Annotated in this window: 24 protein-coding genes and 3 pseudogenes; 4 read left to right on the top strand and 23 right to left on the bottom strand. The window is 38.4% G+C overall.

Features of this window, described 5'->3' with window-relative positions:
* The first annotated feature begins 107 nt into the window (after nt 1-107).
* Nucleotides 108-779 carry a restriction endonuclease gene (locus tag H8Z79_RS14640; RefSeq protein WP_015541050.1) on the top strand — a complete coding sequence of 224 codons (672 nt, stop codon included), beginning with the start codon at nt 108-110 and terminating at the stop codon, nt 777-779.
* Here the strand turns inward: H8Z79_RS14640 and H8Z79_RS14635 are convergent.
* The 17 genes and pseudogenes from H8Z79_RS14635 to H8Z79_RS14555 all read right to left on the bottom strand — a co-directional run bounded on the left by H8Z79_RS14635 (nt 773) and on the right by H8Z79_RS14555 (nt 18,930).
* A complete protein-coding gene (locus H8Z79_RS14635) occupies nt 773-1,846 on the bottom strand; it encodes an NAD(P)H-dependent flavin oxidoreductase (RefSeq protein ID WP_015541049.1) in 1,074 nt (357 codons plus the stop codon). The two genes, H8Z79_RS14640 and H8Z79_RS14635, sit on opposite strands and share 7 nt — an antisense overlap.
* Before the next feature lie 153 nt (nt 1,847-1,999).
* Nucleotides 2,000-3,364, bottom strand: a complete 1,365-nt coding sequence (locus H8Z79_RS14630; protein ID WP_118040926.1) for an MATE family efflux transporter — start codon at nt 3,362-3,364, stop codon at nt 2,000-2,002.
* A 16-nt stretch (nt 3,365-3,380) separates the two neighbouring features.
* Nucleotides 3,381-4,514: a GGDEF domain-containing protein gene (locus tag H8Z79_RS14625; RefSeq protein WP_225877017.1), complete on the bottom strand. Its 1,134-nt coding sequence runs from the start codon at nt 4,512-4,514 to the stop codon at nt 3,381-3,383.
* Nucleotides 4,515-4,691: 177 nt separating this feature from the next.
* Nucleotides 4,692-5,435 (bottom strand): hypothetical protein, encoded by a 744-nt coding sequence (locus H8Z79_RS14620; protein WP_006426953.1) that lies wholly within the window; start codon nt 5,433-5,435, stop codon nt 4,692-4,694.
* A 140-nt stretch (nt 5,436-5,575) separates the two neighbouring features.
* Nucleotides 5,576-5,959: a DUF6262 family protein gene (locus H8Z79_RS14615; protein WP_015513361.1), complete on the bottom strand. Its 384-nt coding sequence runs from the start codon at nt 5,957-5,959 to the stop codon at nt 5,576-5,578.
* Entirely contained in the window at nt 5,934-7,118 is a 1,185-nt protein-coding gene (locus tag H8Z79_RS17350; RefSeq protein ID WP_330607616.1) for a tyrosine-type recombinase/integrase, read from the bottom strand. Before H8Z79_RS17350 ends, H8Z79_RS14615 begins: the two co-directional genes overlap by 26 nt.
* 40 nt (nt 7,119-7,158) lie before the next feature.
* The gene (locus H8Z79_RS14605; RefSeq protein WP_007884653.1) at nt 7,159-8,019 is read right to left on the bottom strand and encodes a contact-dependent growth inhibition system immunity protein; all 861 of its coding nucleotides are present in this window, start codon (nt 8,017-8,019) and stop codon (nt 7,159-7,161) included.
* 66 nt (nt 8,020-8,085) lie between these two features.
* Nucleotides 8,086-9,597, bottom strand: a complete 1,512-nt coding sequence (locus H8Z79_RS14600) for an RHS repeat-associated core domain-containing protein (protein WP_242972160.1) — start codon at nt 9,595-9,597, stop codon at nt 8,086-8,088.
* A 266-nt stretch (nt 9,598-9,863) separates the two neighbouring features.
* A complete protein-coding gene (locus H8Z79_RS14595) occupies nt 9,864-10,046 on the bottom strand; it encodes a hypothetical protein (RefSeq protein WP_225877016.1) in 183 nt (60 codons plus the stop codon).
* Between the two features lie 403 nt (nt 10,047-10,449).
* Nucleotides 10,450-11,010, bottom strand: coding sequence for a hypothetical protein (locus H8Z79_RS14590; protein WP_006426967.1), 561 nt, complete (start codon nt 11,008-11,010; stop codon nt 10,450-10,452).
* 80 nt (nt 11,011-11,090) lie between these two features.
* Entirely contained in the window at nt 11,091-13,352 is a 2,262-nt protein-coding gene (locus tag H8Z79_RS14585; protein ID WP_007884642.1) for a glycoside hydrolase domain-containing protein, read from the bottom strand.
* 170 nt (nt 13,353-13,522) lie between these two features.
* A complete protein-coding gene (locus tag H8Z79_RS14580; RefSeq protein WP_117482323.1) occupies nt 13,523-15,214 on the bottom strand; it encodes a lysozyme family protein in 1,692 nt (563 codons plus the stop codon).
* Between the two features lie 29 nt (nt 15,215-15,243).
* Nucleotides 15,244-15,594 (bottom strand): hypothetical protein, encoded by a 351-nt coding sequence (locus tag H8Z79_RS14575; RefSeq protein ID WP_117482322.1) that lies wholly within the window; start codon nt 15,592-15,594, stop codon nt 15,244-15,246.
* Nucleotides 15,594-17,429: pseudogene (locus tag H8Z79_RS14570) on the bottom strand (VirB4-like conjugal transfer ATPase, CD1110 family); the annotation flags it as partial. The gene H8Z79_RS14575 and the pseudogene H8Z79_RS14570, both read right to left, overlap by 1 nt.
* A pseudogene (locus H8Z79_RS14565) lies at nt 17,429-17,977 on the bottom strand (ParM/StbA family protein); the annotation flags it as partial. The pseudogenes H8Z79_RS14565 and H8Z79_RS14570, both read right to left, overlap by 1 nt.
* A gap of 187 nt (nt 17,978-18,164) precedes the next feature.
* Nucleotides 18,165-18,497, bottom strand: coding sequence for a DUF5720 family protein (locus H8Z79_RS14560; RefSeq protein WP_005341391.1), 333 nt, complete (start codon nt 18,495-18,497; stop codon nt 18,165-18,167).
* Nucleotides 18,498-18,537: 40 nt separating this feature from the next.
* Nucleotides 18,538-18,930 carry a hypothetical protein gene (locus tag H8Z79_RS14555; protein WP_225877015.1) on the bottom strand — a complete coding sequence of 131 codons (393 nt, stop codon included), beginning with the start codon at nt 18,928-18,930 and terminating at the stop codon, nt 18,538-18,540.
* A 129-nt stretch (nt 18,931-19,059) separates the two neighbouring features.
* Here H8Z79_RS14555 and H8Z79_RS14550 point away from each other — a divergent pair, with 129 nt between their 5' ends.
* Entirely contained in the window at nt 19,060-19,296 is a 237-nt protein-coding gene (locus H8Z79_RS14550) for a helix-turn-helix domain-containing protein (RefSeq protein WP_005341369.1), read from the top strand.
* A 307-nt stretch (nt 19,297-19,603) separates the two neighbouring features.
* Here H8Z79_RS14550 and H8Z79_RS14545 read toward each other — a convergent pair whose 3' ends face one another.
* From H8Z79_RS14545 to H8Z79_RS14525, 5 genes are all read right to left on the bottom strand, one after another.
* The gene (locus H8Z79_RS14545; protein WP_225877014.1) at nt 19,604-19,870 is read right to left on the bottom strand and encodes a hypothetical protein; all 267 of its coding nucleotides are present in this window, start codon (nt 19,868-19,870) and stop codon (nt 19,604-19,606) included.
* A gap of 209 nt (nt 19,871-20,079) precedes the next feature.
* A complete protein-coding gene (locus H8Z79_RS14540; RefSeq protein WP_182279258.1) occupies nt 20,080-20,376 on the bottom strand; it encodes a ParB N-terminal domain-containing protein in 297 nt (98 codons plus the stop codon).
* A gap of 302 nt (nt 20,377-20,678) precedes the next feature.
* Complete coding sequence (locus H8Z79_RS14535; protein ID WP_118040930.1) at nt 20,679-21,263, bottom strand: NUDIX hydrolase; 585 nt, start codon at nt 21,261-21,263, stop codon at nt 20,679-20,681.
* 190 nt (nt 21,264-21,453) lie between these two features.
* On the bottom strand, nt 21,454-22,059 hold the full coding sequence (locus tag H8Z79_RS14530) for a DUF1349 domain-containing protein (protein WP_207726386.1): 606 nt from the start codon (nt 22,057-22,059) through the stop codon (nt 21,454-21,456).
* Nucleotides 22,049-23,260 carry an MFS transporter gene (locus tag H8Z79_RS14525; RefSeq protein ID WP_118040932.1) on the bottom strand — a complete coding sequence of 404 codons (1,212 nt, stop codon included), beginning with the start codon at nt 23,258-23,260 and terminating at the stop codon, nt 22,049-22,051. Before H8Z79_RS14525 ends, H8Z79_RS14530 begins: the two co-directional genes overlap by 11 nt.
* Before the next feature lie 510 nt (nt 23,261-23,770).
* On the opposite strand from H8Z79_RS14525, the gene H8Z79_RS14520 reads away from it, so the two are divergent.
* A complete protein-coding gene (locus H8Z79_RS14520; RefSeq protein WP_117943623.1) occupies nt 23,771-24,673 on the top strand; it encodes an AraC family transcriptional regulator in 903 nt (300 codons plus the stop codon).
* A 214-nt stretch (nt 24,674-24,887) separates the two neighbouring features.
* Here H8Z79_RS14520 and H8Z79_RS14515 read toward each other — a convergent pair whose 3' ends face one another.
* Nucleotides 24,888-25,790: a hypothetical protein gene (locus H8Z79_RS14515; protein ID WP_117943625.1), complete on the bottom strand. Its 903-nt coding sequence runs from the start codon at nt 25,788-25,790 to the stop codon at nt 24,888-24,890.
* 113 nt (nt 25,791-25,903) lie between these two features.
* Between H8Z79_RS14515 and H8Z79_RS17505 the strand changes: the two are divergent.
* Nucleotides 25,904-26,137, top strand: a pseudogene (locus H8Z79_RS17505) (TfoX/Sxy family protein); the annotation flags it as partial.
* Nucleotides 26,138-26,391: the final 254 nt, after the last annotated feature.

The following is a 26,391-nucleotide window of genomic DNA, read 5'->3' as shown; positions in this document are numbered from 1 at the left end:
ATCAAGCTTTATGTTTCACTTCCCCTGATTCTTTTATTGACATTTTCCCTCCCCCAAAGCTAAAATAGGCAATAGCAGACAGGACTGACAGAAAGGATTTTTGAGACATGGATGGTTTACAGTTTGAACATCGCTGTGCAGAATTATTACGTTACCGTGGATTTCACAAAGTTACCGTAACCAAAGGAAGCGGTGACCAGGGTGTTGACATTCTTGCGCAGAAAAACGGATTGAAGTATGGCATCCAATGCAAATATTACTCTCATCCCGTTGGTAACAAAGCCATTCAGGAAGCCTATGCCGGTGCAGATTTCTATGACTGCGATGCCGCCATGGTCATGACAAACAATACCTTTACCAGAGCAGCAAGAGAACTCGCAGAAAAGCTTGAAGTCGAACTCTGGGAATACTGCTCGCCAAATGGCAGTTCACCATTTATAACACGCCTGATGCGGATTTTTAATGTTTTTTTCCTGCTGACCGGTGTTGCCATGAGTATTTCCGCAGGTCTGCTTGATTTTCCGCAGAATACTCTTACAAATTATATGGCATTTCTCATGCTGATTCTTGCCGCATTGTCCGGCCTGATCGGCTGGAATCATTTCCTGCCATGTATACTGTCCGGAATGTTGTACTTTGGTTTTTTTCTGGCTTTTGTGCTTCCACTGATACTTTTATCCGATTCCAACTGGTACGGAATCCTGATGTTGCTTCCGGCTCTGATCACCGTCGTTCACGCACTGTACGCAAGATTTCGGAATCGAGAACCGGCTCAGTAGCAAAGTTCCTGCATCAGATCATGCACGGTTGTCATCTCATGAATACGGTCCACATTTTCTCCGCAGAAAATGAGACCGTTCTTTATGTCTCCTCTGACTGCAACGATCAGTGCTTTCGTGATACAATACGGCACTGACCGCGGATCACATTTCTCAAGACAATTGTAACATTTTGTGATCGGTTTTCTGTCACTTTCCAGATCTTTGATAAATTCATTTCGAAGAGCTCTTCCCGGCATTCCGACCGGACTCTGAATAATCTGGACATCTTCTTTCTTTGCATTTATATAAGCCTGTTTATATTCTTCAGCCGCATCGCATTCCTTTGTAGCCACAAATCTGCTGGCAATCTGCACTCCATCAGCCCCTAATTCCAGTGCATGATCAATGTCACTTCTGTCAAAAATCCCCCCTGCAACAATTACCGGAATCTTTGTATGAAATTTTTCTTCATATACTTTTTTACATGCAATAATTTCTTTAATCTCCTGATCATAATCAAGTGCTTCCACATCCTTTAACTGCTCTCGCGAAAACCCCAGATGTCCTCCGGCCTTTGGTCCTTCGATCACAAGAAAATCAGCTGTACGCTCATAACGGTGCGCCCACATTTTCAAAATCAGCTGCGCAGCTCTTTTGGAAGAAACGATTGGCGCAATTTTTGTTACACTGTCTCCGACCAGTTTCGGCAGATCCATCGGAAGTCCGGCTCCGCTGATAATTACGTCTGCGCCAGCCTTCACCGCTTCCTGCACATGCTCTTTGTAATGTTTCAGTGCCACCATGATATTGACGCCAACCAGACCTCTGCCGCCGGCGATCTCTTTTGCCCGACGGATGTGTTTACTTATAGCAATACGGTTACATCCTGCCTGATCCCGTTCAAAGCCTTCCTCGTCATATCCGATCTGTGCCGTCGAAATAATCCCGATGCCTCCCTCTGCCGCCACTGCACCTGCAAGAGAGCTCCGGCTGACACCGACTCCCATACCGCCCTGGATGATTGGTTTCTCTGCTGTCAATTCTCCTATCTGAAGTGGTTTTAATGATGTATTGTATGTATACATGGTATCTCCTTTTTCTTTCCTGTATTTATTTTGATTATCAAACTATTTGTTAGTATAAATCTTTTTACCATGCATGTCAATGTTTTATTGTTTTATTTTCTTTGTGATGTAGTTTTTATTACTACATTTGTTTGTAAAAAAGGAAAGACTACATCAGTCTTTCCCGTTCGTCCCAAACATTTTTTTCATATGTACATTCATGATGAAGAAATACATCACGATCAGCAATGCTGCCGCAAGTGACCAGGCCGCCGGTCCTGCCAGACAGACACCTGTATAGCTGCGCATTTCTCCGGCAATCACTGCCACAACTCCACGTCCGATCAGCTCTGCCACGCCGGCCAACATCGGAAGAAGCCCATAACCAAGTCCCTGAATTCCGTTTCGATAAATGTTTACGATTGCAAGCGGAATGAAGAAAACTCCGATGCACTTCAGATAAACCTCGACAGAGCTCATGATCACATTTACATCTTCTGATACAAACAGATAGGTCATATATTTTCCAACCGTCATAATGAACGCCGCTGCTGCAACAGAATACACTGCGCCGATGATCGTACAGGCACGGAATCCTTCACGGATACGTTTCACAGATCCGGCTCCCATATTCTGCGCACCATAGGTCGCCATAGTTGTTCCCATAGCTACATATGCCTGTGTAACAACCTGTTCGATTTTTCCTGCTGCAGTATATGCCGCAACCAGTGTAGATCCCAGAATATTCAATGAAGACTGTACCATCATCGTTCCGATAGCTGTGATCGAATACTGCAGTGCCATCGGAATCCCTATACGAAGCTGAGTTTTGTATATATCACTTTCTACATAGAAATCTTCCCTTTTCAGATGAAGCACCGGCACCTTCGCAATAATATAAAACAGACAAAGCACTCCGGATGTTCCCTGTGCAATCACGGTCGCTACTGCCGCTCCTTTTGCGCCCATGTGGAATCCCATGATAAACACCAGATCCAGTACAATATTCAAAAGTGCACTGATAATCAGAAAATACAGTGGAAGTTTACTGTTTCCCAGTGCACGCAGAATACTGGACAATAAATTGTACAGCATCTGAGCAAGGATTCCGCCACTGACGATCATGATATATGCATACGCATCCGCAAAAATATCAGACGGTGTATTCATCAAAGTCAGAAGAGGTTTCATAAATACCATAAACAATACTGTAAGCAGAGCACCCACAATAAAGGATAACACTCCTGCTCCTACTACTGTCTTGCGCATGCTTTTCATATCTCCGGCCCCGAATTTCTGTGCCGTAAGTACGGTAAATCCCGCAGTCATGCCGACAACAAACCCATAGATCAGAAACATGATCGTCCCCGTACTTCCAACTGCCGCCAGCGCTTTATTACCGACAAATTTACCGACGATTACGGCATCGGCCATATTGTAAAACTGCTGAAATACATTTCCAATAAAAATCGGAAGCGTAAAGCTTAAAATGATCTTCATTGGATTTCCAACAGTCATGTCATTTTGCATTGATTTCATATTTAATTATCACCTTTCAGTTATCTTTTTTGTCTGTATACAATCCGTAAATCATAGCACTACAACCTTGTTTTTCTTTGCTCTGATACATTACACTGTCAGCATTTTTGTACAGCTCATCAAAAGAAACTTCCTCAGTTCCCTCGTAAAAACATGCTCCCATACTTATTTCTATACTTTTCCCCTGCATTTCCTCAATATCGATCTGTCTGATATTCTCAAAAAGTCTTGCAAAAAATTTCTCTGCTGCCTTTTGCTCCATCATCCCCGGCATAAATATTGCAAACTCATCGCCTCCAAGTCGAAAAATTACATCCTTATCGCGGCATACTTTCTGTAAAGTCTCTGCAATGGCTATAAGCACCTTGTCCCCTACAGCGTGACCATATGTATCATTTATGGATTTAAATTTATCACAGTCGATCAGGCAGAGCAGTCCTGCTTTTCGTTCCTTCAAATATGCAGAAATCCTGCATTCTCCACTTCCACGGTTACATATTCCAGTCATAAGATCCGTCTGTGCCAGATAGAGCAGACGATTCTCACGTTTTTTCTCTTCGTCTATAGACTCGATACAATAAAGCACATGCAAAAGGCTGCCATTTTCATCATAATCTACAGGAATAAACCTGCTGCGGCACCAGCCTATTCTTTTATCTTTAAATTCATGTGTGATACTGATTTTCCCCTGAAGCCGTTCTTCAAGCGTACGGATATCTATAAATTCAAGTGCTTCTTCAAGTTGTGATTCTATACATACTTTTTCTGTAAAGTGTTTGATATGTCCATAAAAATCATCCCTGATTTCATATTCTCCCATGTTTCCAACATACTTTTCCAGGTTTCTGGTAAACTGTACTGTTGTCTTCACGACATGATATCTGCCCGTCTGTACATTAATATAATGCATGGCTTCATAAATTTTTGAAAGTGATGAGTAACTTCTGAGCTTTGCCATATTATTTGATTTTATAAACGAATTACGCAGTTTCAAAAACGAAACAAGAAGCGTTCCCACCATATCCAGAAATGTGGTAAGTCCTCTATAATCACTCTTTGGAGGATTATCTACACCAAAAAATCCCTTTATCTCATCCTTATAGTATAAAGGACATACTACCACATTTTTTACATTCTGTGCCTTCAGCATATTATAGGATATGCAATGTTCTTCTCTGATTTCTTCTACATCAGTGATGATTATACTTTCTCCTTTAGAAAATGCCTCGTACCACCAGTCTATGATATAAAATGTAGCCAGTTCCCCTCATGCGTTGATTTTACTGGGTTTAACTGTATACAAAACTGTGTTTACTGTTACTATCTTTCATTCTTTTCCAAAATAGCTTTGAAGCATAGGCCACATTATTTTCATATATGACACAAAGCTCAGCTCTACTTGTGCTTCATTAAACCATCCAACCATAAAGCTATTTATCTCTTCAAATAATACTTTTGAAAGTTTCTGAATAATAATTGTGTTATCCACTTCTTCAGTATAATCTTTCGCATACATTTTACATATAGAACGCACTCCAAAATAATTATATAGCACACCTACCGTTGTTTTTAATGCTTCAATATCTCTTGGAAAATCTGTTCTATTCATCATATTCACTACTAATTGATGTCTTGAGTTTAGGTAATTCCTAACTGTACTATTACCTATTTCAACATCAACTGTAAATGAAAAATCTTGAGTTTGTATACTATCTGCTCCTAACATTATCATCAATTCAACTTGTGCTGCATGATATTCTGTATAACCAGACAAAGCCATATATTTCCAAGAATCTTGCTTTGCATACATTTCCGTATCTAAAATATGCGTAAATTCATGAAACACAATATACCTTGGTATTTCCGAACTTTTGCATATCCTTAATATATGTTCATCTGTTTTCGTATTATAGTAAGCTTGGGCGGCTGAAGCGAATCCTGCTGCATCGCTTTCCTCAACATTAATTTCAAAAAAATCTATCTTATACTGTGGTAATTTCTCAATTTCCATAAACTCAATATATTCTTTTTCATATTCTTTAATTAAATTTTTAATTTGTATTTCTGTCATATTGTTTTATACCTCATATCAAAGTTAGCATTTCACTTTTAGTATACCATAAAACAATCCCATTCTCATTCTATATATTTTATCCTCAACGATGAAAAGATGTGTCTGCACACATCTCTTCCATCTTATTATTTTCAATGTTATAAGTTCTTAATAAAATTCAAATCCTGTTTCCGTAATGCCTTCTGTAACTTTTCGTTCTTTCTCTTCAGTTCCTTATTTTCTCTGCTCAGAGCTGCCACCTTCTGGTTCAACAGTTCAATCTGTTTTTCCATCGCCATGTTCAGAATTTCTCTTCTTGGATCTATCATTCCGGCCTGTTGCTCTACTGCTTGGTTCAATGTATCCCGGACGGTTGGATTTTTATAAAAGAATCCTCTCGACAATCCAGTTTTCTTCATCAGCTTTGGAACGCTGATACGTTCTTTATTTGCCAGCATATCTTGTATTGCTTGCAATGCCAGTTCAATTTTCTCTTTACTTTTTCTCTGATTTTCCTCAATCATCTTGTCGTATTTGCTCATATTCTTCACCCCATCTTGCCAGACTCATATATATGATGTCACTCATCCTCTGTCTTACTTCTCTGGTTTCGTCTGCCATTCTTTGATTGCTCATTTTCCGGTAATGCTGTACATTATTCAGTCTTTTATGCCCCAATAGTCTCGCTATCGTCCAGTCATCCAGATGCATTTCTGTAAGTTTGACGCCATAGTAGTGCCGGAACATGTGCGTTCCAAACCCGAATAATTCGCCATGATCATCTTTCAACTGCTTTTCCTGTATCATGGACATGACTTTTGTTTTTATAGCCATATACTGCATCGGGCGGTCAGGTTCTTTTTCATTAACAAATATGTATTCTGTATCACCGAACTTTTCCTGTGTATATTCAATAGAACTCTGTAACAGTTTTGCAAGTTCTTTACTGATCGGTTTTTTATATCTTTTAGTTTTAACTTGATATATTTCAATCATATCTTGGCCATTTTCTCTCGTCAGACAATCTGGTCTCAGTGTAAGGGTATCTGATATCCTAGTTCCAAGCATCTGATGTATCAGAAGACATCTTGCAATCTGTACATCCATCTGTGTAATTTCCGCATTCAGTCGTTTCATTTCATCATCAGAATACACTCTAAATTCTGCATTTACTTCCGGTGGAATATCCGTATTAATAAATAAATGCTCCAATCTTTCATAGCTGTAAATTTTTCCGATTGTCTCTAACTGTCGTCTTAATGAAATTACATAAGAACTATTCGCACTATGGGAAGTATCTTTTGTTGACAGATGTATCAAAAATTCTTCCAACACTTCTCTGTCTATTTCACTGCAGCTTTTTATTTTGGAATACTCTTTTTGGAGATATTCTGAGAATATCCTCATTATTGTCAATTCTCCCTGTACAGTTCCTATTGCTTCATACTGCAGATTCATATAAACAGCTTTCTTACATTCTTCCCTGATATCTGGCTGATATATTTTTCTGAAATCCAGTGTTTTTACATTATAAATTGGATTGGATCTGATTTTAATATCCAGATTTTTTAGTTCCCAAACATCTTTTTCTATCTCATCCCGTAAATCTTCTGGCCCTAAAAATTTCAGTACGTTTCTGAAATATAATATCGTCACTGCTTCGCCATAGCTTACTGTACTATAATTCCTATACTTATGCACAAAACACAATTCTTCTTTTGCATATTCTCTCCTTCACGCTTTATTTATCTTCAATTTTTATCGAAAATAACATTTTTAAATACTGTTCTATTGACTCCTTTTGAACTTTTCTTTCAATATTATATGGAATGCACATAAAAAACTCCACATAACCATTATCAATAAAACTCAGCAATACTTCTCCATTTTCTGTTAAAAAATGTACATATTTTTTATTACATTTACTTTCAAATTTAATATTCGACATTTGCTTGTATATTTTTTTGTAATGATTTTTTATGCTTACTTCATCTGTACAATCAGTTCCATCACCTATCAAAAAAGAAATATACAACTTATCATAATCTTCATTTCTATATGTCATATAAGAATCTGTATGACCATCACCAATATTTTTATAATGCTCATTTGGAATCGAATAACTAATTATTTTCCCCTCTAATGTTTCAAATCTTTCTGTTTCATCAATTCTAATTTCACATGGTTCAAACATTTTTTTTATAAACAAGCCCAATTCATAATCCGACATTTCTATAAAATTAATATAATCTTTTTCTTCCGTTTTTCGCGAATATCCCCCTCTATTATTCCGTTCCCATCTTCTAATTTCTAATTCATCTCCATTTTGTTTCAAATCAATTCTTTGATAATTCTTGGAAAATGTTGGAAAACTTTTATATTTTGTTTGTTTCCAAAAATTGTTTAATTGAGATTCGTCTACTTTTGGGGAACTTTCTGCAATTTTTATTCCTTTTCTAATTGCACAGCCTATCTTATCTATTGTTTCTTCAGCCATAATTTCAATTGTAGGTTCGATAGAAATATAACATCCCATAAACCTTTCAATGGCATTAGGCACAATTAAGAAACCATATTTTTGATTATAATATACAGAAATCATATCCGTTTTCTCCTCTCTATTACTTAAGGGGAATAAAATATTCCCCTTAAGCTATTTACTTTGCTATTATTTTCCTACTGTAATAATGAGTTTAACACCTTTATCAATACCATGTTTTGTAGCATTATTAACTGCATTTATCTGAGCTTCGCTTAATGTTACATTTGGAACAACTACTTGTAATTGTCTACCCACTATTTCTTCCGCATTAACAAATTTACCATTAAATGTTTCTCCTATAAATCCTGAAACTTTATTAATGTCCTTGACAATTACCTTTTCCAATTTATTACCATTTTGATAAGTCTTTGCACCTAAGTCTCGGCTTTTAACACTAGTCACAACACCATTTTCTACTTTATCTATGGTCGGGAAATTGTGTCCCAAGTTATTTCCCATAGCTTTGTCAATAATATCTCCTCGCTCTAATGGTGGTTTTTCCCAAGTGCCTTCTGGCAATTTTGTTTCGGTTACTTCTGCAACTAATTTTTTAAACGATTTATCAATCCCATCATTATGGGTACTTCCTGCACTCCTTACTACATTCAAAAGTTTCCCAGCCCCATAACTAAGGCCACCCATAACGCCACCTGTCACTGCTCCTGCAATACCACCGACTAACGTATCTTTTGCTACTTGTTTCAGACTATTTCCAGACAAACCTGAATTCACTGCACTATATGAAGCTCCACCAATAGCTCCAATAACTGCTCCTGAAACCATCGCCGTTCCTAAGCCACCCATTGCTGGCAATGCTGCCAGAACTGCTCCTGCAGCCAAACCGCCTGTTGCAGCAACTACAAGACCAGAAACTGTAACCGCAGTTATACCAATGGCTACTTTTTTCACCGCATTCCAGTCTACTTTTCCAAGCTTATCTGTAATACGATTTGTTGTCGTACACATATGTCGTACCACTTCTGAGCGGATTTCTGCCGTTCTTTCTGAAACATAGGATTTGAAAGATGTATAAGTTTTTCCAATTTTCTGTACCCCATTGCTTACAGAACGAATAAACTGACTTCCTCTGGATGTGATCTTTTGATATGTACTGCTACTGGTTACACGATTTTTCACAGATTGATATGTCTGTTTTGCATGTTTAGCTGCATTTTTGGCAGTTTTTGCTACCCCCTTCACTGTGTTAACAATAGTTTTTGCTGCTTTCTTAGCTGTATTTACTACTGTTTTGACTACCTTTTTCGCAGTATTAACGATTTTCTTGCCGACACTCTTGACTGCTTTCGCTGCTTTTTTAGCTGTACTCTTAATCCTGCTCCACAATGAATGTCCTGTCGGATCACTGTAATTCAGCGGATTATTGGTCGTATAATCGTAGCGGTTTCTGGTCAATGGATTTTCTGTCGTTCCAAGGTCACTATCTTCAGTTGTAAAGGTTCCGTTCTCTGCGTTATAGTATCTTGCCCGCAGATACTGAAGTCCTGTTTTTACATTTGTGGACTCCCCATTGTAACCGTAGTAATTGACACCGTCTGCTGTTCCTGATGTAAGGTTACCGTATGAATCATACTGATAACTGTTCGTCAGATTAGCTGTTTCGGTCAGGATTCCGGTCACGCTGTTTCTTCCGTCATATAAATAATAACTGCTTTCTTCCGATTTATCAACGCTTACCCGTTCTCCGATTCCACTTTCTCCATAAGTATAAGCCTGACGTACTTTCTCGTCTGCTCCATACTCTGCAAGGACTTCTGTATTCTCGCGATTGATATCGTTGATATACTCTGTCAGTGTGTATCCTTTGGCATTGGAACCGCCTTTTACCAGAGAGGCAAGCTGCTCTTTCGGGCTGTTTCCATCTTCGGTACGCTGGTTCGCCGGGATCAGGACTTATCAAGGAATAACATATCGTAGGATTCTTCTTCCAGCCTGTTAAGAAGCTGCTCCGCAGAATAGTATATTTCTATAGATATCTGACAGTCATTCGCTTTCCCATAATGGAGCAGCTTCTGTTCTAACCAATTACATAGGATGATGTCATCATCACAGATTGCAAGTTCTAGCATATTTTCTTACCCTCAGTCTTTCGTAACACGACAAATGGGGAAAAGAATCCCCTTCAATTCTTTTCCCGAATGGACATCACTAATTTTGTGTCATTTTTCCGATGCAACAGCACCACTTCCTTTGCTGTCTTATTTTGTCCTCTATATAATAAACACTTGAACAAGAAAAAACTGTCGCCATTTTATAATTTATTTATATTTTTTATGTTTTATTTATATTTTATCCAAATATTACAGCGATAACTAATAATGTCACCCCCTGCATTATTCTTTTTATTTTTAGCGTCATTTGATAAAACATCAACGTTTTTGATGGCAAAAAGGGAACCTGCAAAACCAGATTCCCTTTAAAATACATGCTCTTCTCTAAAAGGATGATAAATCCACCATCCTCTGCTTATTTTTAAAAACTTTTTCCTTTTTTACAATACTTATAAATATTAAATGGTTTTTCTTTTTTTTCAAATAAAATCCCTGTTGTTTTAATAATTTTTATAAGTTCATCCGACTCCATATCTGTCGTTTTAAATATAAATATTTTCTTTTCATTTGTTATGAAAAAAAAGAAGTTTTTATATAAGAACATTCTATCAATATTTTTAAATTCATAAATTTGATCTTCATCTATTTTAATTGCGTTTTCATCGATATCCACCGTTTCATATCCTGATCTACCCCAGACAAATTCATGAACATTTTTTTCAAAATTTTTACCAATCATTTGATACCAAATAATCCAAGCCACACAAGCCACACAAGTTCCAATCCCTATTCCAAACATCAAATAACTTTCCGACAGATAACAATTAATCGACAGTAAAAATTCTACAGGTGTAAAAATATAGATAATCATTCTACTTTTCTGTCTTGTTTTAAATAATTGATTAGGAATTATAAACCCAAGCGAAAGCATTCTTTCTAATTCTTCCCTATCCTCATCTGACACAATTGATTTAATATGCATTCTTCTTAATCCCCCTTTTGCCAGAGGTCCTCTTTATAAAATCGAACCTCTGGCCATTGTCTCTTTTATTCTTTTACAATTTACAGCGCTTGAATCAACAAACCAAAAACAGTACCTGCTCCAGCTGAAAATAAAGCAATAATTGACGGAATTGCATTTACAACTAATGCACCCGCAAGAACTAATATTACGGCTCCTGCCAGTATATTACTATGCTCTTTTGTGAATTCTACAACATTAAATTCAAGACCACTATTAGAATTTAATGTCATTGTAAAAATCAAAGCAACCGATATTGTCCACTCTTTTTCCTCTTCTGGCAGCAAATCTGATGTACTAAATACAATGGAAAACTCTACACTATTGGCAAAAACATTATTTATTTCAAAAGCAATATTACCAGATTTAACCGATAAAGCAATTTTTTCTATCGTATTTCCAAAGTTATCTGCTCCCTCTATACCTGTATCTGATAAATTTGATGAAATCTCCATAATTTGATTTTTGCAAGTTTGTGTCAATTCTCCATCATTTCCTATATCCACTTTTATATTATAAATTTTACCAGTTGAACTTTCAAGCGATGTGGATATTTTAGTAGAAATATCAATTGCTCCTTGAGGACTCATCATTGTTCCCAGTGAAATTTCCTTATCATACTCCACACCCACATCCATAATTTTATTCAGATAACCAAGCGGCTCCATTACATTATAGACATATTGATTTCGTGCTATTTTTACCTTTGCCCGAAGATTTTCTTGCGCTATTTCCTCATCTGTTTTTGTCGATACGGCATCGAACTTTTTAAATCCAGTATCTCTCCCTGAATATGCATCTTTATCCAGTGGGAACGAAGGTGATGAAGAAAATGAGTTCAACTCACAAAATTGATCAAATGCCCAGTTCTTCGGCATCGAATATCCCAAATTACAGCTAAATCCAGTTGACATATCTGCCACAAATGATTTACTTGCCAATCCTGCTTCATAAACTTTAGTACATACATATCTTGGTGCATAAATGCCGACTTTATAATTTTTATCATTTGTCGAACTGAAAAAGATCATGTGAATCTGTTCAAAATAAGGTATAATAAATGTATCAATCTGATATGAATAACAATCAAAATCCACTGCAAAGTATATAGTCGTTCCACTTGGTATACCGATTCTCTCGGCTGCTAAAATTGCTGTCTGTGCATCAACACTTCCCTGGGACGGATCCTTAAAATAGTTTAATTCATATCCTCCATCCTGATATATCGGGAATACCGATAATCCTGCATTTTCAATGTTTTTCACTTCTGTTGATGTCAAATATTTCGGTGTATGTTCTTTTCCAACAGAACCTGTCAGATAACGTCCTACATGAGTATACCCTGCATTTTTTATATCTAATGCCTGTTGTTTATTTAATACTGTTGCACAGTCACACGCTTTTGCTGCCCTGTTTGTATCGCCTTTACTCGTAAGCAATGATTTCATAGTAGAAACATTTACTTTTCCTTTTGTTACAAGTCCAATTCCTGTCAGACCATAAAACTCCTGAAATTCTGACACCTTTGACTCTGTAGTCGAATCAAACACGCCATCGAATCTTCCCGGATTATATCCGTTAAAATATAGTCCGTATTGAGCAATCTTATTAAATGGAACATATTTCGTCGAGTTCTGTCCGTTCTGTAATGTACCCGGAAACGCATTTGTTGTTGCATCGCCAAAATTAACTGAATTCAAATCTGTAATTAATTCAGTTGTAACTCCTTCAGCCGCCTGCAATGCACCAACTAAAGACAAAATTGTCTGTCTTGAGGCAATTCCATCACAAGGTCCAACACCAATAACATCTGACCAGTCACTATTTAATTGCTGTTGAATAAGAACAATATTGGAATCCCCACCAGAAACCTTTGTAAACCAGTTTAGGGATAACAATCCAGACCAAACTTTCCAATCAATTTTGCCCGTAACTTCCAGTCCTGCATTTTCCTGCATCTTTTTAACTGCATTTACTCCTGATGTATAATAAATTCCAGTAATTCCTCCAGCAGCATATCCTTTGCAAAACAGAGCACACTGAATCAAGCATACATTAACCTGCGGAGTATCATTCGGATCCATTTTTGTAATAATGGCTAACTTCTTCATGGTATTAATAGTAAGTGGTCCAACCGTTCCTGTAATCGTTGAGATTCCATTCTGAATCTGAAATGCACGAATGATTCCCTGCATCACGGCTGTTCCGGTCTTTCCATCTTCATCCAGTTTTACCCAATCCTTATGTCCACCAAACATCGCATTTAAATATTTTTGTGCTGCTTTTACATTCTGATCACTCATATTCACTACCTCCTAATTCAAGTCAATTATAAAGATTTCTAACTCTTTATATGTCTATCACTAAAAGTTACAATAACAATTTATCAATCAACTGTGACTATTTTGTGACTATTTTCCAAAGGATTCATTAACTCCCTTATAAAATCCTTAACAAATTATGAAAGAAACCATCAATTTATCACCCCATATCCCATTATAGAACTGTAATCTACTGCATAATTTCTCTGCCGTACCTGATCACTGGAATTTCCCTCAATCGTGTAAACTCTTCCACCTTCACACTTTTCTACTATTCCTACATGATCCGATGTTCCATCATGATCCCAGTCAAAAAAGATGATCATTCCAGCTGTCGGAGTTGTTCCGCCACTCTGCCACTTATTCTTTCCCTGAAACCAGGACACTCCATCACTGCACAATGAGAATTTAGGAACATTCCCACTTGCAATCAGACCGCTCTGATCCGCACACCAGCTTACAAAACAGGCACACCATTCTACCCGACTGTCAAATCCGTACCAGCTCCAGAACTTCTGACCGCCACTGTTTCCAAGCTGCCCCATTGCAACCGACACAATCTGCTGATTACCAAACAAACCAGCAAACAGGCTGCCACCGGAATAATACCGCATCACATGGGGAACGTATTGGGGATCTCCGTAACTGCTCCATCCATGCGAAGCTGCCTGTTCCTGTGAAAACTGCAATGCATTGGCTTCTGTATAACCGCCTCTTTGCAATGCCCATCCTATGTAGCCATTTCCATAGTTATATCCCTGCCATGCAAGTTTCAGCTTGTCCAGATCCTGTGGACTGCTGCATCCTGCCTGTCTGATACAGTCTGCAAAGGTCTGTACTCCAACCTCTATCGAATAATCCGGATCAGTAATAGAACCAGGAGTGTGTGGGAATCTTGTATTATATGGACTTTCCGAACACTGCATCGGGTCTGTTCCCCTGCCTCCAGATTCCTGCATCATGATGGCCTGTATCGCAGACACATATTCCGGAATGCCGTATTGGGATGCATACTGCTGTATCACAGAAGTATACGCAAGCACTTCTTCACTTAGGGATTCGGAGCTTTCCGAATTACTGCTGAAAGCTGCTCCTGCAATGATTCCCACAATCAGAATAAATACCAGAAGAAATGCACTACCTCCGGCAGCAATCCATTTTCCCATTTTTTCAAGAGCTACTACCCCTTTTTGAATCGCTGCTGTAATTCCCTGTACGGATAACTTTGAACCCTTTCCAGTTACCTGAAGGACTGCTTTTCCACTTTCTGCCGATGCCTGTGCTGACTTTCTTGCCATCTGGGCTGCTCTTGCTTTCTGCATCGCCTGAAGACTTTTTTCCATCTGCTGTTTCTGCATGGATGCCTGTGTCTTTATTTTTTCTTGAGACAGACCGGATACTTTTACCACTCTCGGTGCTGCTTTCACCTGCCGTTTACCATTCTCCTTGGCAAGTGCTGCCTGCTCCGGTTTCAACTTGATTAATTTCTTTCCGCTTTCTGCCCCCTGCTCCATTGCTTCTTCGGCAGCTTTCGCTTCTTCCTGTCTGCTTTTTCTTTCTTTTATCTTCCTGTAGGTCACTCCGGCAAGTTTTTTCCCACCTCGATATGTGGTTTTCCCTATGGTTTTTCCTGTCACACTCGCCGCCCTGTACTGTACGGATTCTATTTTTTCAATGCCATACTGTGTTGGAGAGTCTGACTGACCACTGCTTTTCTCATGTAGTTCCCTTGGCTTTTCTTTTGCTTCCAGTACAGCCGAGCGAATCAGTTCTTTCGGAAGCCGGGCAGCCGGATTTCGAATCTTCGGATTCTTATCCCTTACCCGTTCCTTGATATCTTTCATCCGGTCACCCTCTTTCCGTAGTTTTTATCTCATCGGGCAACATCCCGATGTTTCTTTTTTTCCTGCTGTTTCTGTAACTTTTCCAACTGTCTGATTGCTTCATTTACCAACGGATGCTCGTTGTAATATGGCACAAGTTCCAAATCCCCCCTGTCTTTGGATGACAACGGCAATGGATATTCCATATCCGAATAAATAGAGTCCGGATCATGGATAGAAAATTCAATAGCCGGACACATATTGGCAGATGTTCTACAATACTTCTGGTACTTTTTATATGCCTCTTCCAGCGTTCTGCATTTTGTATATTCTCCTAAATCATGGAACTCACCGCACTCTGCAGCATAAAAAGTTATCGTTACTTCTTCTTTTTTCTTCATTATGATTCTCCCGGTTTTGTTGTCATTAGTTTATAAAGGTCTGTATTCTTTGGGAACGTATTCTCAAATGGTACGATATTTCCAGAGCAACGGATCAGACCACTGCCAACCGATACATTTGTAATATAGGACAGTTGGTTTTCGGAAATATTCAAAAGAGCTGCCAATTCTTCCCTGTCTGTACTTGCCTGATTCAAAAGAATCAAAAACTCACTGTTTGCCAACATCAGTCTTGCAGTGTCCGATTTCAGAAGTTCCTCAACATTTTGGGTTAAACCTGTCACGAATCCATTGTATTTTCTGATTCTCTTGTACAGTCGGTAGAAGAAATTTGCACTGTATTCATAGCGGAATAACAGATAGAACTCATCAGCAAATATCCATGTCGTTTTTCCTTCTTTCCAGTTCTGAATTACCCTGTTGAAAATACTGTCTAAGGTAACCAGCATTCCCAGTGGCATAAGCTGTTCCCCCAGTTCCCGGATATCATAATCCATGATCCTGTTCTTCTTATTCACATTGGTCGGCTGTGCAAAGGTGTTCAGGCTTCCATTGATAAAAAGTTCGGATGATAATGCCAGTCCTCTTGCCTCTTCTTCCGGCTGTAACATCAGCTGTCGGTACATATCTTTCAATGTCGGAACTTCTCCGGTATAACCACTTCGGATATAATCCCGGTACACATCTGCAGCACAGCGGTCCAGGATTGACTTTTCTTTTGCTGACAGGTTTCCTGCTCCAACCAACTGTTCAAATACAGACAGAATAAACTCCGATTTTTCAATCAGTGGATTCTTTTCATTGCCGTAGGCTGCGTCCATATCCATTGCATTCAGGTGATTGTCTGATGTCGCAGATACTTTTACAACCTGTCCACCCAGAGCCTCTACTAATTTTGTGAATTCGGACTCCGGATCAAGAATCAGGATATCGTCATCGGTACTCAATGCCAGATGCACAATCTCTTCTTTTGCCGAAAAGCTCTTTCCTGATCCACTGACGCCCAACCGGAAACTGTTTCCATTCATCAGTTTCTTCCGGTCGGCTACCAGAAGGTTCTTGCTGACTGCATTCTGCCCATAATAGATACCGCCCGGCTGCAGGATTTCCTGTGTATGGAACGGGATTAAAACAGCCGTTGATTCCGTTGTCAATGTACGCAGGGCATTGATCTTTCGCAGTCCGTAAGGAAGCACTGTATTGAGTCCGTCCACTTGCTGCCACTTTAATGTTGCCATCTGGCACAGATGCTTTCTTGCTATCGACAATAATAATTCCGTATCGGAATCCAACTGTTTTTTACTGTCTGCCAGATGTACCATTGTCAAAATTCCGAACATCATACGCTGGTCTCTGGTTGTCAGATCATCGAGCATTTCCTTGGTTTCTTTTCTCTGAAGTTCCATATCGTATGGTACGATTGCCGAGAAGTTATTATTAGCGTTCTGCCTTCTCTGCCAGTTGGTCACGTTGGTTTCCACACCAAGCAGTCGGTTCTGGATTTCCCTTACCGCTTCATCCGTAGGGACTGGCAGGATATCAATCGACAATATCAGATTCCGGCTGAAGTCACACAGTTCTGAAATCATGTCATCTTTAACATAACTTGCATAATCCTGCATATACAGGACTCTTCCGTACCTGTCACCGATTTTAAAATGGTCACGTTCAAATTCCATAGAATCCGGACACATCCAGTCCTTGAAACTTGTTCCCTTCTTGGCAAATTGTTTCAGATCAAACGGAAATGCCTGTGGGACATCTCCCTTGAAGAAGTCCCTGAAAATCTGGAGCCGGCTCTCTGCGTCCAGTCCTTCTGCTGTGGACGATAACTTTCCAGACTTCTGCACGTTGCTGCATTCGGAACAGCATTGTCCAGCCTCATAAGGTCAACGGTCCAGCCACCAATATCAACAAGCAGAACAGACGGTTCATTCTTCAGATACTCTGGATGCAGAGCAAGCGCAGAGTATCCCTGTGGGAACAGTTTCACATCTTTTATTGTTATCTCATATAACTCACTTTCATATAAAAATCGCACTGGCTGCTCTTTCCGCAACAGATACTCCCTGAATCCCTGTTTCTCTCTTCCAAAACTTGAAAGCGGAAGTCCAACAGCCAGAATTACCTCTGTCTTTCGTTCCGCTTTCCGATGCTTGATTTCTTCTGCAATGGCTGCCAACGTCAGCAGATAATAATTATCATTGGACGTTTTATTTTTTACCAGCGTCTGTCTTCCCGTACCGCAGACATAATACTTTCCTTGATATTGCAGAACATTCTGCATGGTATACGGCTCGTAATCATACCCAATAATTCCACTTGGGAAAGACACTTGTCTTGTTTTAATGGCATAATAGCCATGATCAATTCCTATGATTATCGCAATCACATCCTTTCATTTTTTCTGTTTAACGTAAGGTCAAAAATGTTGTCACTGCTGCAACGGATCGTTGCAAAAGTGCCATTCGTGAACACTTTTCTATGTTCCAGCGTCCCAAAACCTGCGGAAAATCTGGTTTTTTTATACCACTATCGCCAGAGGAACACTACTGTTCCTTCCCAGCCGGTTATAAAAGATCCCTCTCCCGGCGGCGGTCCAGCCTGTCCGGGGGAGGGATATATCGCAAGTTTCCTTTTTGAACAATTGCCTGTCTTTTTATTTTTATGAGATGTTTTTCCTGCTTTTGTAAAATGGGAAGATACTCCGGTTCTGTCAAAAACTTCCGTATATAATTGCCCTTTTTTCCCAGCTTGTTATCATTTTTCAGCAGTTCTATTTCTACCATGTAATGGGTATCTGGATGAAATCTCTTCTCACACAAAATGCTGTCCCCTTTTATATAATCAGATTTAGCCGATTCTCTTGCTGCCGCCAAGAGTTCATAAATACTTACTTCCACCTCTTATCACCTCCCAAAAGACCAGAAAAAAGCAGACCTCTTAATCGAAGTCTGCTCCTGTCGGATATGGTAATCCTCTTTCTTCATATTTTTTATCGATATAATTTCGAATCCATTCCCTGTATTCTTCCGTTAATGCCAGTTCCTGAAATTCTAACAACCACTTTTCCCCTTTTGCTTCGTCATCAAGCCATCGATCTTCTATGCACTCCGGCTCATCTAACATTTTCATCATCGCTTCAAATGGCTCTTTTACATCATCACCAAATTCTTTCCATAAGGCGATTCCATAGTTCTCCAGTTCAAAAAATTCTGTCAGATATGTCAATCGTTCCATATCCCCCAATGTCATTCTTTTTTCATCTGACAATAATGCTCGATCTCTTTTGCCACATAGATTTAAAAATTTTCTCTTTTCCATCTCCACATCCATTATACTTTTACCTCTTCCTGTTAAAAATAATTCCTTATTACGAAACATTATAAAATTTAAATTCTTTAGAATCAATATATATGTTTCTGTATTACGAAACTTTTTATTTTATAAGGGGAGTTCATCATTATGCAAAAGATTAGACCAGATATGGATATTGGTAAAAATATCCAAGCAATTCGATATAAAAACAATATGACTCAAGACCAAGTAGTTGCAAAATTAAATCTTATGGGTATCTCCATCACCAAAAGTACCTATGCCAAACTGGAAACAAATCGCATGAACATTAAGGCATCTGAATTAGTTGCACTTGCAAAACTCTTTCATACCGATATCAATGCTTTCTTTTCCGGCTTGCTATAGTTCGACATTCCCCGACTCCCTGTGTATATAATAGCATATTAAAAATAAGAACCAGTCTATATTCTTATCGGATATAAACCAGTTCTTTTTTCTTATCAAATAATATAAAAGTGACAGGGAATTCAGATTCTTATCTTCTGTCACTCATGTAATTATTATTCTATTTTAAATTTAATGAATTTACCCATTCTTGAATTTCTTTTTCAATGTTATTTTCTATATAAACGTCATACACATTTTTCCACATTATCTGTGTATACTGTTATTTTCAACCCCATAATTATAACTTGGTACACGCTATACACTACTATAAACTGTACTCCATTTTAATGATATCCATATTGACATTCTGCAATTCATCAATCTCAGTAATTATCCCATCAGCACACCATTCATAAGTATTATCGGTAGCATGTCTTTTATCGCAATCCTCGAAAATATATATCCTGTCAGAACCGATATGTTTACCAAAAAAGCGAATAAATTCATTTATCTGTTCATCAGGTGTATCATAATTAAGTGCTGATCGAAGTGCTTCATTTATAACCAATTCATACTTTATAATTGTCTTCATATATATTTTCCTTTTTCATACTTTTTGTTAAAGCTCAAAAAAGCCATCTGCGAAGACAAACTTACACAGATGGCTCATTTGATTTTGTGTTGCTGCCGTTCGACAGGTTTAACTAAATACTAATTTTTCCATTTAAGTATATTACTGTAAAAAAACATACCACTTAATCAATACTATTTTACATAATATTAAATGCGGTGTCAATATCATCATCTATGCAAATTGCCCACTATGTAAATTGCGTCTGTATGAAGCCAATGCTGCCCATTTCCCACAAACTTCAGTTGGCAATTATTTCCTTCCGGTGAATCACTCCATGGATATCCCGACATATCTTCCCTTGCTGACGCAAGTAATTCTTCAGCATCTGATCTAATTAATTCCTGATTTCTTTCCACCTTGAATGGATGTCCTTCAAATCTATGAATCTCGTCCAATTTCATCAGTACAATGCCTGCACCCGGCTCGTTGCTCTTTAATGAACACATTTCTTTTCTTCTTTCCATTTTTTATCTGCTTCTTTGATTTTGAGTAAAAGAAAAGGACACTCATCTTTCAGAAACTCTGAAAACAAGCGCCCTTTCGGTTCTTTTCTATGCTATTGAATAAAAAATGTTAATTCCATCCGAATGTGTTTCCTCATATCAGATGCAATACTACTGACACTTCGATGCCGTTCATAGTCTGCTTTTTCTTGCCTTGTTTGCCTGTTAGTGTGAAACTCATATACCTCGCAAAGTGCCTAAAATTAAGGACTTCTACGATTTCACCTGATGTAGACAACATACCGTCTCCACATGCGTTGATTTCATCTTACATTCCTTCCTGTCTCGTCCATCTTATCCAACAGTTTTTTATAAATATGTGCTACAAACCAAGGTTCCGAAGATTTTTTTAATGCTTCTTCCGGAGCGAACCAAGCTACTCCACTGTTCTCGTCTTCTTTTATTGAAACAGTTTCTTCAGAATCCGCTTCAAGAAGATAGGTTATATTAAGATGCAAATGACTGGAAATATAGCTGCCATTTTTAATATGACCATCTACTGTAAGTGATTCTAGAGAAAAAATATCCTCTGTTACAGGACAGACTTTTTTAATTCCTGTCTCTTCTTTGACTTCGCGCATGGCAACTGCCAGAAGATCTGTTTCTCCATCTGCATGTCCGCCAACCCATGACCATGAATCATAAATATTATGATATACCATAAGGACTTTGCTTCTGTCTTTGTTTACCACCCAACCAGTTGCTGTAATATGAGCAATTTTATTTTCTCTTGAAAATGCATCCTCATTGTCCATGATCCACTCTAAAAGAAGATATTTATCTTTTTCTTCCTGTTCATTAAAAGCTTTATACTTTTTTATCTGACTTATCAATTCGAATCTGTTCATTCTGTCATCTCCCTATGTAGTCTATATTGCTATTCCTCCGGCCATACAAAATGCGCATTTCCAGCCTCAAGTCCATCAATCAAGATGTTCTGTCCTGTACCAAAACGGTTTGTTACAGTTATAAAATATGCTCACTTGCAGAACCAATTATCAGTACTGCCTTTATCCCTGGATGAATTCCATATATTTCTTAATCTGGTTGCTGCCCATCGTGTGCCAGCCACTGACATTTCGTCAGCTGCATATTCTTAAATATTGCTTTAAAGGATGACTCTTCCGGTGAGCAGGCATAAACTCCAAACCGAATTTGATTTCCACCTTCATGAAGATGACAGACACGCATCTGGGAAAACTTAATCCCATCTGCTGAACACTCTATACAATAATCATCTTCCCTTCTGCTTAAACGATACCACATTTTCTTTACATCTGCACGAATTTCTGTAGTTGCCCAATCTGAATAACCATGATTGGTTACCACACTTCCAAGATGTTGAAATTTTTTATTTTCATATTCGATAGAACCTTTTAACCAATTCTCACTATCCAGATAAAGTACAATCCCACACTGATCAAATCTCGTATGACTATCCATAAAATCGGTCTCAACTACAAAACTGAAATATTTTTCATTCGTTTCCATCTGCAGAACAGGCGCATTATCATTCCTAAAATGATAATATGTTCTCTGCCATAAATCTGTATGAGGTTCTGTGACAATCTCAATCTCATTTTCCGTAATTTTATATTCTTTTGGTTCACGAATCCATTTGAAATTCTTAATATCAATTTTCATCCATCATATCCCCCATAAACTTTATTGAAAGAAATTTTTGCCTTGCAAAAATAAAAAGCATGATTAATAAAATAACCGGGAACAAAAGTCCAACTCCCATACCTGCACGAATATTGTCTCCTGCACTTTGTGTAACACGTCCAACAATCCCCGGACCTATGCTTCCACCCAGATCCCCCGCCATAGCAAGCAAAGCAAACATAGCCGTTCCACCTGCCGGAAATCTTTCTGATGAAATACTGATTGTGCCGGGCCACATAATCCCAACAGAAAAGCCACAGATAATACATCCAATCAAACCTGATATCGGATTCGACGATACAGAAGCAAGCAGGTAGCATATCACGCATAAAATTCCAGATCCGATCATAAATTTCATCAGATCTATTTTATCACCATATTTTCCGAAAATTATACGACTGATTCCCATTGTAACAGCAAACATGCAGGGACCGGCCAGGTCACCAACTGTCTTTGACAGCCCCAGAGCAGCCTCCGCATAAGCAGATGCCCATTGTGCCATAGCCAGTTCTGATGCACCGGAGCAAATCATTAAACATATGGAAATCCAGAAAAGAGGTTTTCGAAACAGTTCTTTTATTCCCATTCCTTCCCCCTCATCTACCAAATGCTCGATCGGACAGGTTGCAAAATTATAGATATTTATGGCCGGAACAAGTGCCCATAAGACAACCAGCCATTTCCAGCTGTCCATGCCAAACACCGCAAAAAACAGTGTGGAAATCACAATCGTTCCCACTGCTCCCCAACAATAAAAAGAGTGAAGCAGACTCATCGTTGCCTCTTTGTTATCAAATGGACACGCCTCCACTATCGGGCTGCAAAGTACTTCAATCAGACCACTTCCAACTGCATATACTATCACACTCAGGATAATTCCAACAAGCGGTTCCGGCAAAAAATCCGGCAAAAAAGCCAGACCAACCAACCCTGCTGCGGAACACACCTCAGAAATAACAATACAGATACGATACCCTATTTTGTCCACAAACTTAGCACAAAACAGGTCTACCAACAACTGTGTAAAGAAAAAGCAGGTAGAAATCAATGCGATTTTTCCAAGTGCAATCTGATAATCATTATGAAATTTTAAAAATAACAATGGGGCAAAATTAGCTGCAATTGCCTGTGTAATAAATCCCATATAACAGGCTCTTTTTGTTTTCTGATAATTTGACATGATCATCACTCCTTTTGTTTTCTACAACATATTTTAATCACATTTCCATCCTCACACAGAAAGCATCCTTCATAATTTCCCGATATATAACGAGGCTCATAATTAACGGTAAATCCCGCTTCTATCAGATTGATCATTAATTTATTTACCTTCCTCTTATTGCCAACATACAGAGAAAGACTCTTTCCTGATATGGAATTTTCTATTTTCACCATTATTTTCATAAGATATTAGGAATCACCAATCCTTTTTTCCAGCTCTGATATTTTTTACTGTTCTTCTCTTAATAGACAAATTTTCATATACACGTTTTCCCCATCCCTGTAGGAGCGAATATTTCAATATTATCCCCCTCCATCATTATTTCACTTTCATTTAACCATTTAAATATCATGTTCTTTCACCTCATTTTTTATTGAATTATATAACATAATATCTTTGTTTTCATTGATTTATTTCCGAAATTTATTGTATAATATCGTAAAGCATGTTTCAAAGAAGGAAGTTTCTATGAATATAAATACAACCTATACTAAAATCATTACAGATGAAGATTTGATGGAAACAATTCAGCACGGAAGCAATCTCTATCCTTTTCAGTTTTATTATGAAGATCTGTCAGTTTTTGATTTCAACTGTGTCGAATGGCACTGGCATACAGAATTGGAGTTTATTTATATTGAATCCGGAACCGTTACTTTGTGGATTGGAGAAGACCAATTTAATTTAACCGAAGGAAATGGTATATTCATTAATACAAAGGTAATCCATCGCCTTTATTCTTCCTCAAAAGCCCTCATTCCCAATTTTGTATTTATGCCTTCTTTTATTGCCCCTTGCGACAGCCTGATTTATCAGAAATATATTCTGCCGATCATTTCTTACCCATTGCCATTTCTCATATTTCATAAAGAAGTATGCTGGCAAGCAAAGGTTTTATCTATCATGCGGCAAATTATTTCTGCACAGGATTCCGTTTCGTCCAAAGAACTCCTTACCAGTTCTCTCCTTCAGAATCTCTGGCTGGAAATATTTGAAAACACAGACATTTCATACCAGGAAGAGCACAAGGAGCATTCAACCGCTTCTCAAGCCCGGTTACAGCTCATGATGCAATTTATCCATCTAAATTACTCACGGAGTATCTCATTGGATGACATTGCAGAACAGGCAATGGTCAGTAAGAGTACCGCTTTGAATCTGTTTCGGAAATATTTACATATAACGCCGGTTAACTATCTCATTAACTACCGTTTAAAACAGGCCGGTCAGTTGCTTTCAAAAACTGAGAAAAAAGTCAGTCTCATTTCTTCTGAGACAGGATTTCATAACGTCGACTATTTTTGCAGATTATTCAAAAAACGCTACAAATTAACCCCAACGGAGTACCGGAAACAGAAGCACTTTCTGTAAACCTGTTTACCATATTTCCTGAAAAAAAGGCTGTATTTTATCATCCATAACCAGAAAAAGCGGGTGCACTGCACTCCACATTCATCGTGAAACGCAGCACGCCCGCCAAAATATATGTATTGATTTCCTTTTCTGTTTTTAGATATGCTGTAGGAAATTCTGACATCCATCCCTGTCTGTCATACAGGAATGGCTCCGGTGCAAAACCAGATTTCTATGTCGGAAATACAATCTGTGCATTTACACATGTCATAATCGTAACAATTACTGCATTAATGATTCCTCCAAGGTACGGATTTTTTGTTTTCCTGTAGATTGCCCTTGTAATAAACGGCGTGATAAACAACAATAGTAATGGCGGCACCATCCAGTCTGAAATCTGGTTATTTGTTCCATAAAAGCTATTTACTCCTGTAGCAAGAAAATATCCATACCCCAACGCTGCTAAGATGAATGGAGACAAAATATTCAGCAATGATAAAACCACAATATTTTTCTTCTCAGTCTTGCCAAATGATGTATTAAAATTCAGACAATTAATAAATACAGAAGCCGTTACATATGCCACCATGAACAACGGCAGAAGCTTCAATGATTCCAGCAGACGTCTGGCATTAAACGGACGTACTGCCCAGTACAGGATGCGAAAATCCGTATTAAAGAAAAACTTTACAACAAACAATAATGTTAAAGCAAGGCCCGTCACTGTCAGGGCTGTCGCCACTGTTTTTCCCAGATGAGCCGCAGAAATCTTTAAATCAATTGAATCCAGACTGATTCCATTCTTTTTGGCATAACATTGATACCAGACTACTGTCGTTAAAATTACAAACAGGGCATTCACGGTACCCCAAACTCCATAAAACAACGGCATGCCCTGCATAAAGAAACCATTCACCACTTTGTCTACTTTAAAGTGGAACAATATAAGAGCGCTGAGTAAGGGAAATACAGTATTTGCCAGCAGACAGCCTCCAAGCCACAGCTTTCCCTCTTTCTGGTCGCCCGCCTGACGCATGACTGCGTTTTCACCTGCACTGGCACCCGAAAACGGCTCGTACTGCACAAGTAGGAGTGCCATGCAGGCAAGGAACATGAAAAATCCTACAAACCCCATTAAATTTCCTACTGTTTTTAACGGATAAATATGCGCACCTGCCGTCAATGTGCTTTCAGTACCAAAAACAGGAAAGAAGCAATAAAGAAAAATGTAATATGATGAGGTAGAATATGGCTTCACATAAAGAGTATTTGAATTTTATATTAGAACAGATATCCGAACTGGAAGAAATAACATATAGAGCAATGATGAGGGAGTACATCATCTATTATCGTGGAAAAATTGTTGGTGATATATATGATGACAGACTGCTTGTAAAGCCTGTTAAATCTGCCATTTCACTTATGCCAGACGCAAATTATGAATTACCTTATGAAGGTGCAAAAGAAATGCTGTTGGTTAATCTGAGTGGCATGTCATTATCAAAGGCTGCTACGGAAGCTGGGATACCAACCTATCACGGAACAGCAAAACGATTGATGGAAACTGCCCATTATCTTGGTGATAGTTTCTACCATGCCATCCTCGATTAAGTAATCGAGTAGGAGGGAGTGATTAGCTCCCGTCCTCTCACACCACCGTGCGTACCGTTCGGTACACGGCGGTTTCAATAGTTATTATCTTACACTTATAATAAGTTGAAATCCACATAATTTCA

This window comes from Blautia intestinalis, from assembly GCF_014297355.1.
Lineage (GTDB): Bacteria > Bacillota > Clostridia > Lachnospirales > Lachnospiraceae > Blautia_A > Blautia_A intestinalis.
Note: the sequence above shows the minus strand (reverse complement) of the source record. Positions and strands in the feature narration are given on the sequence as shown.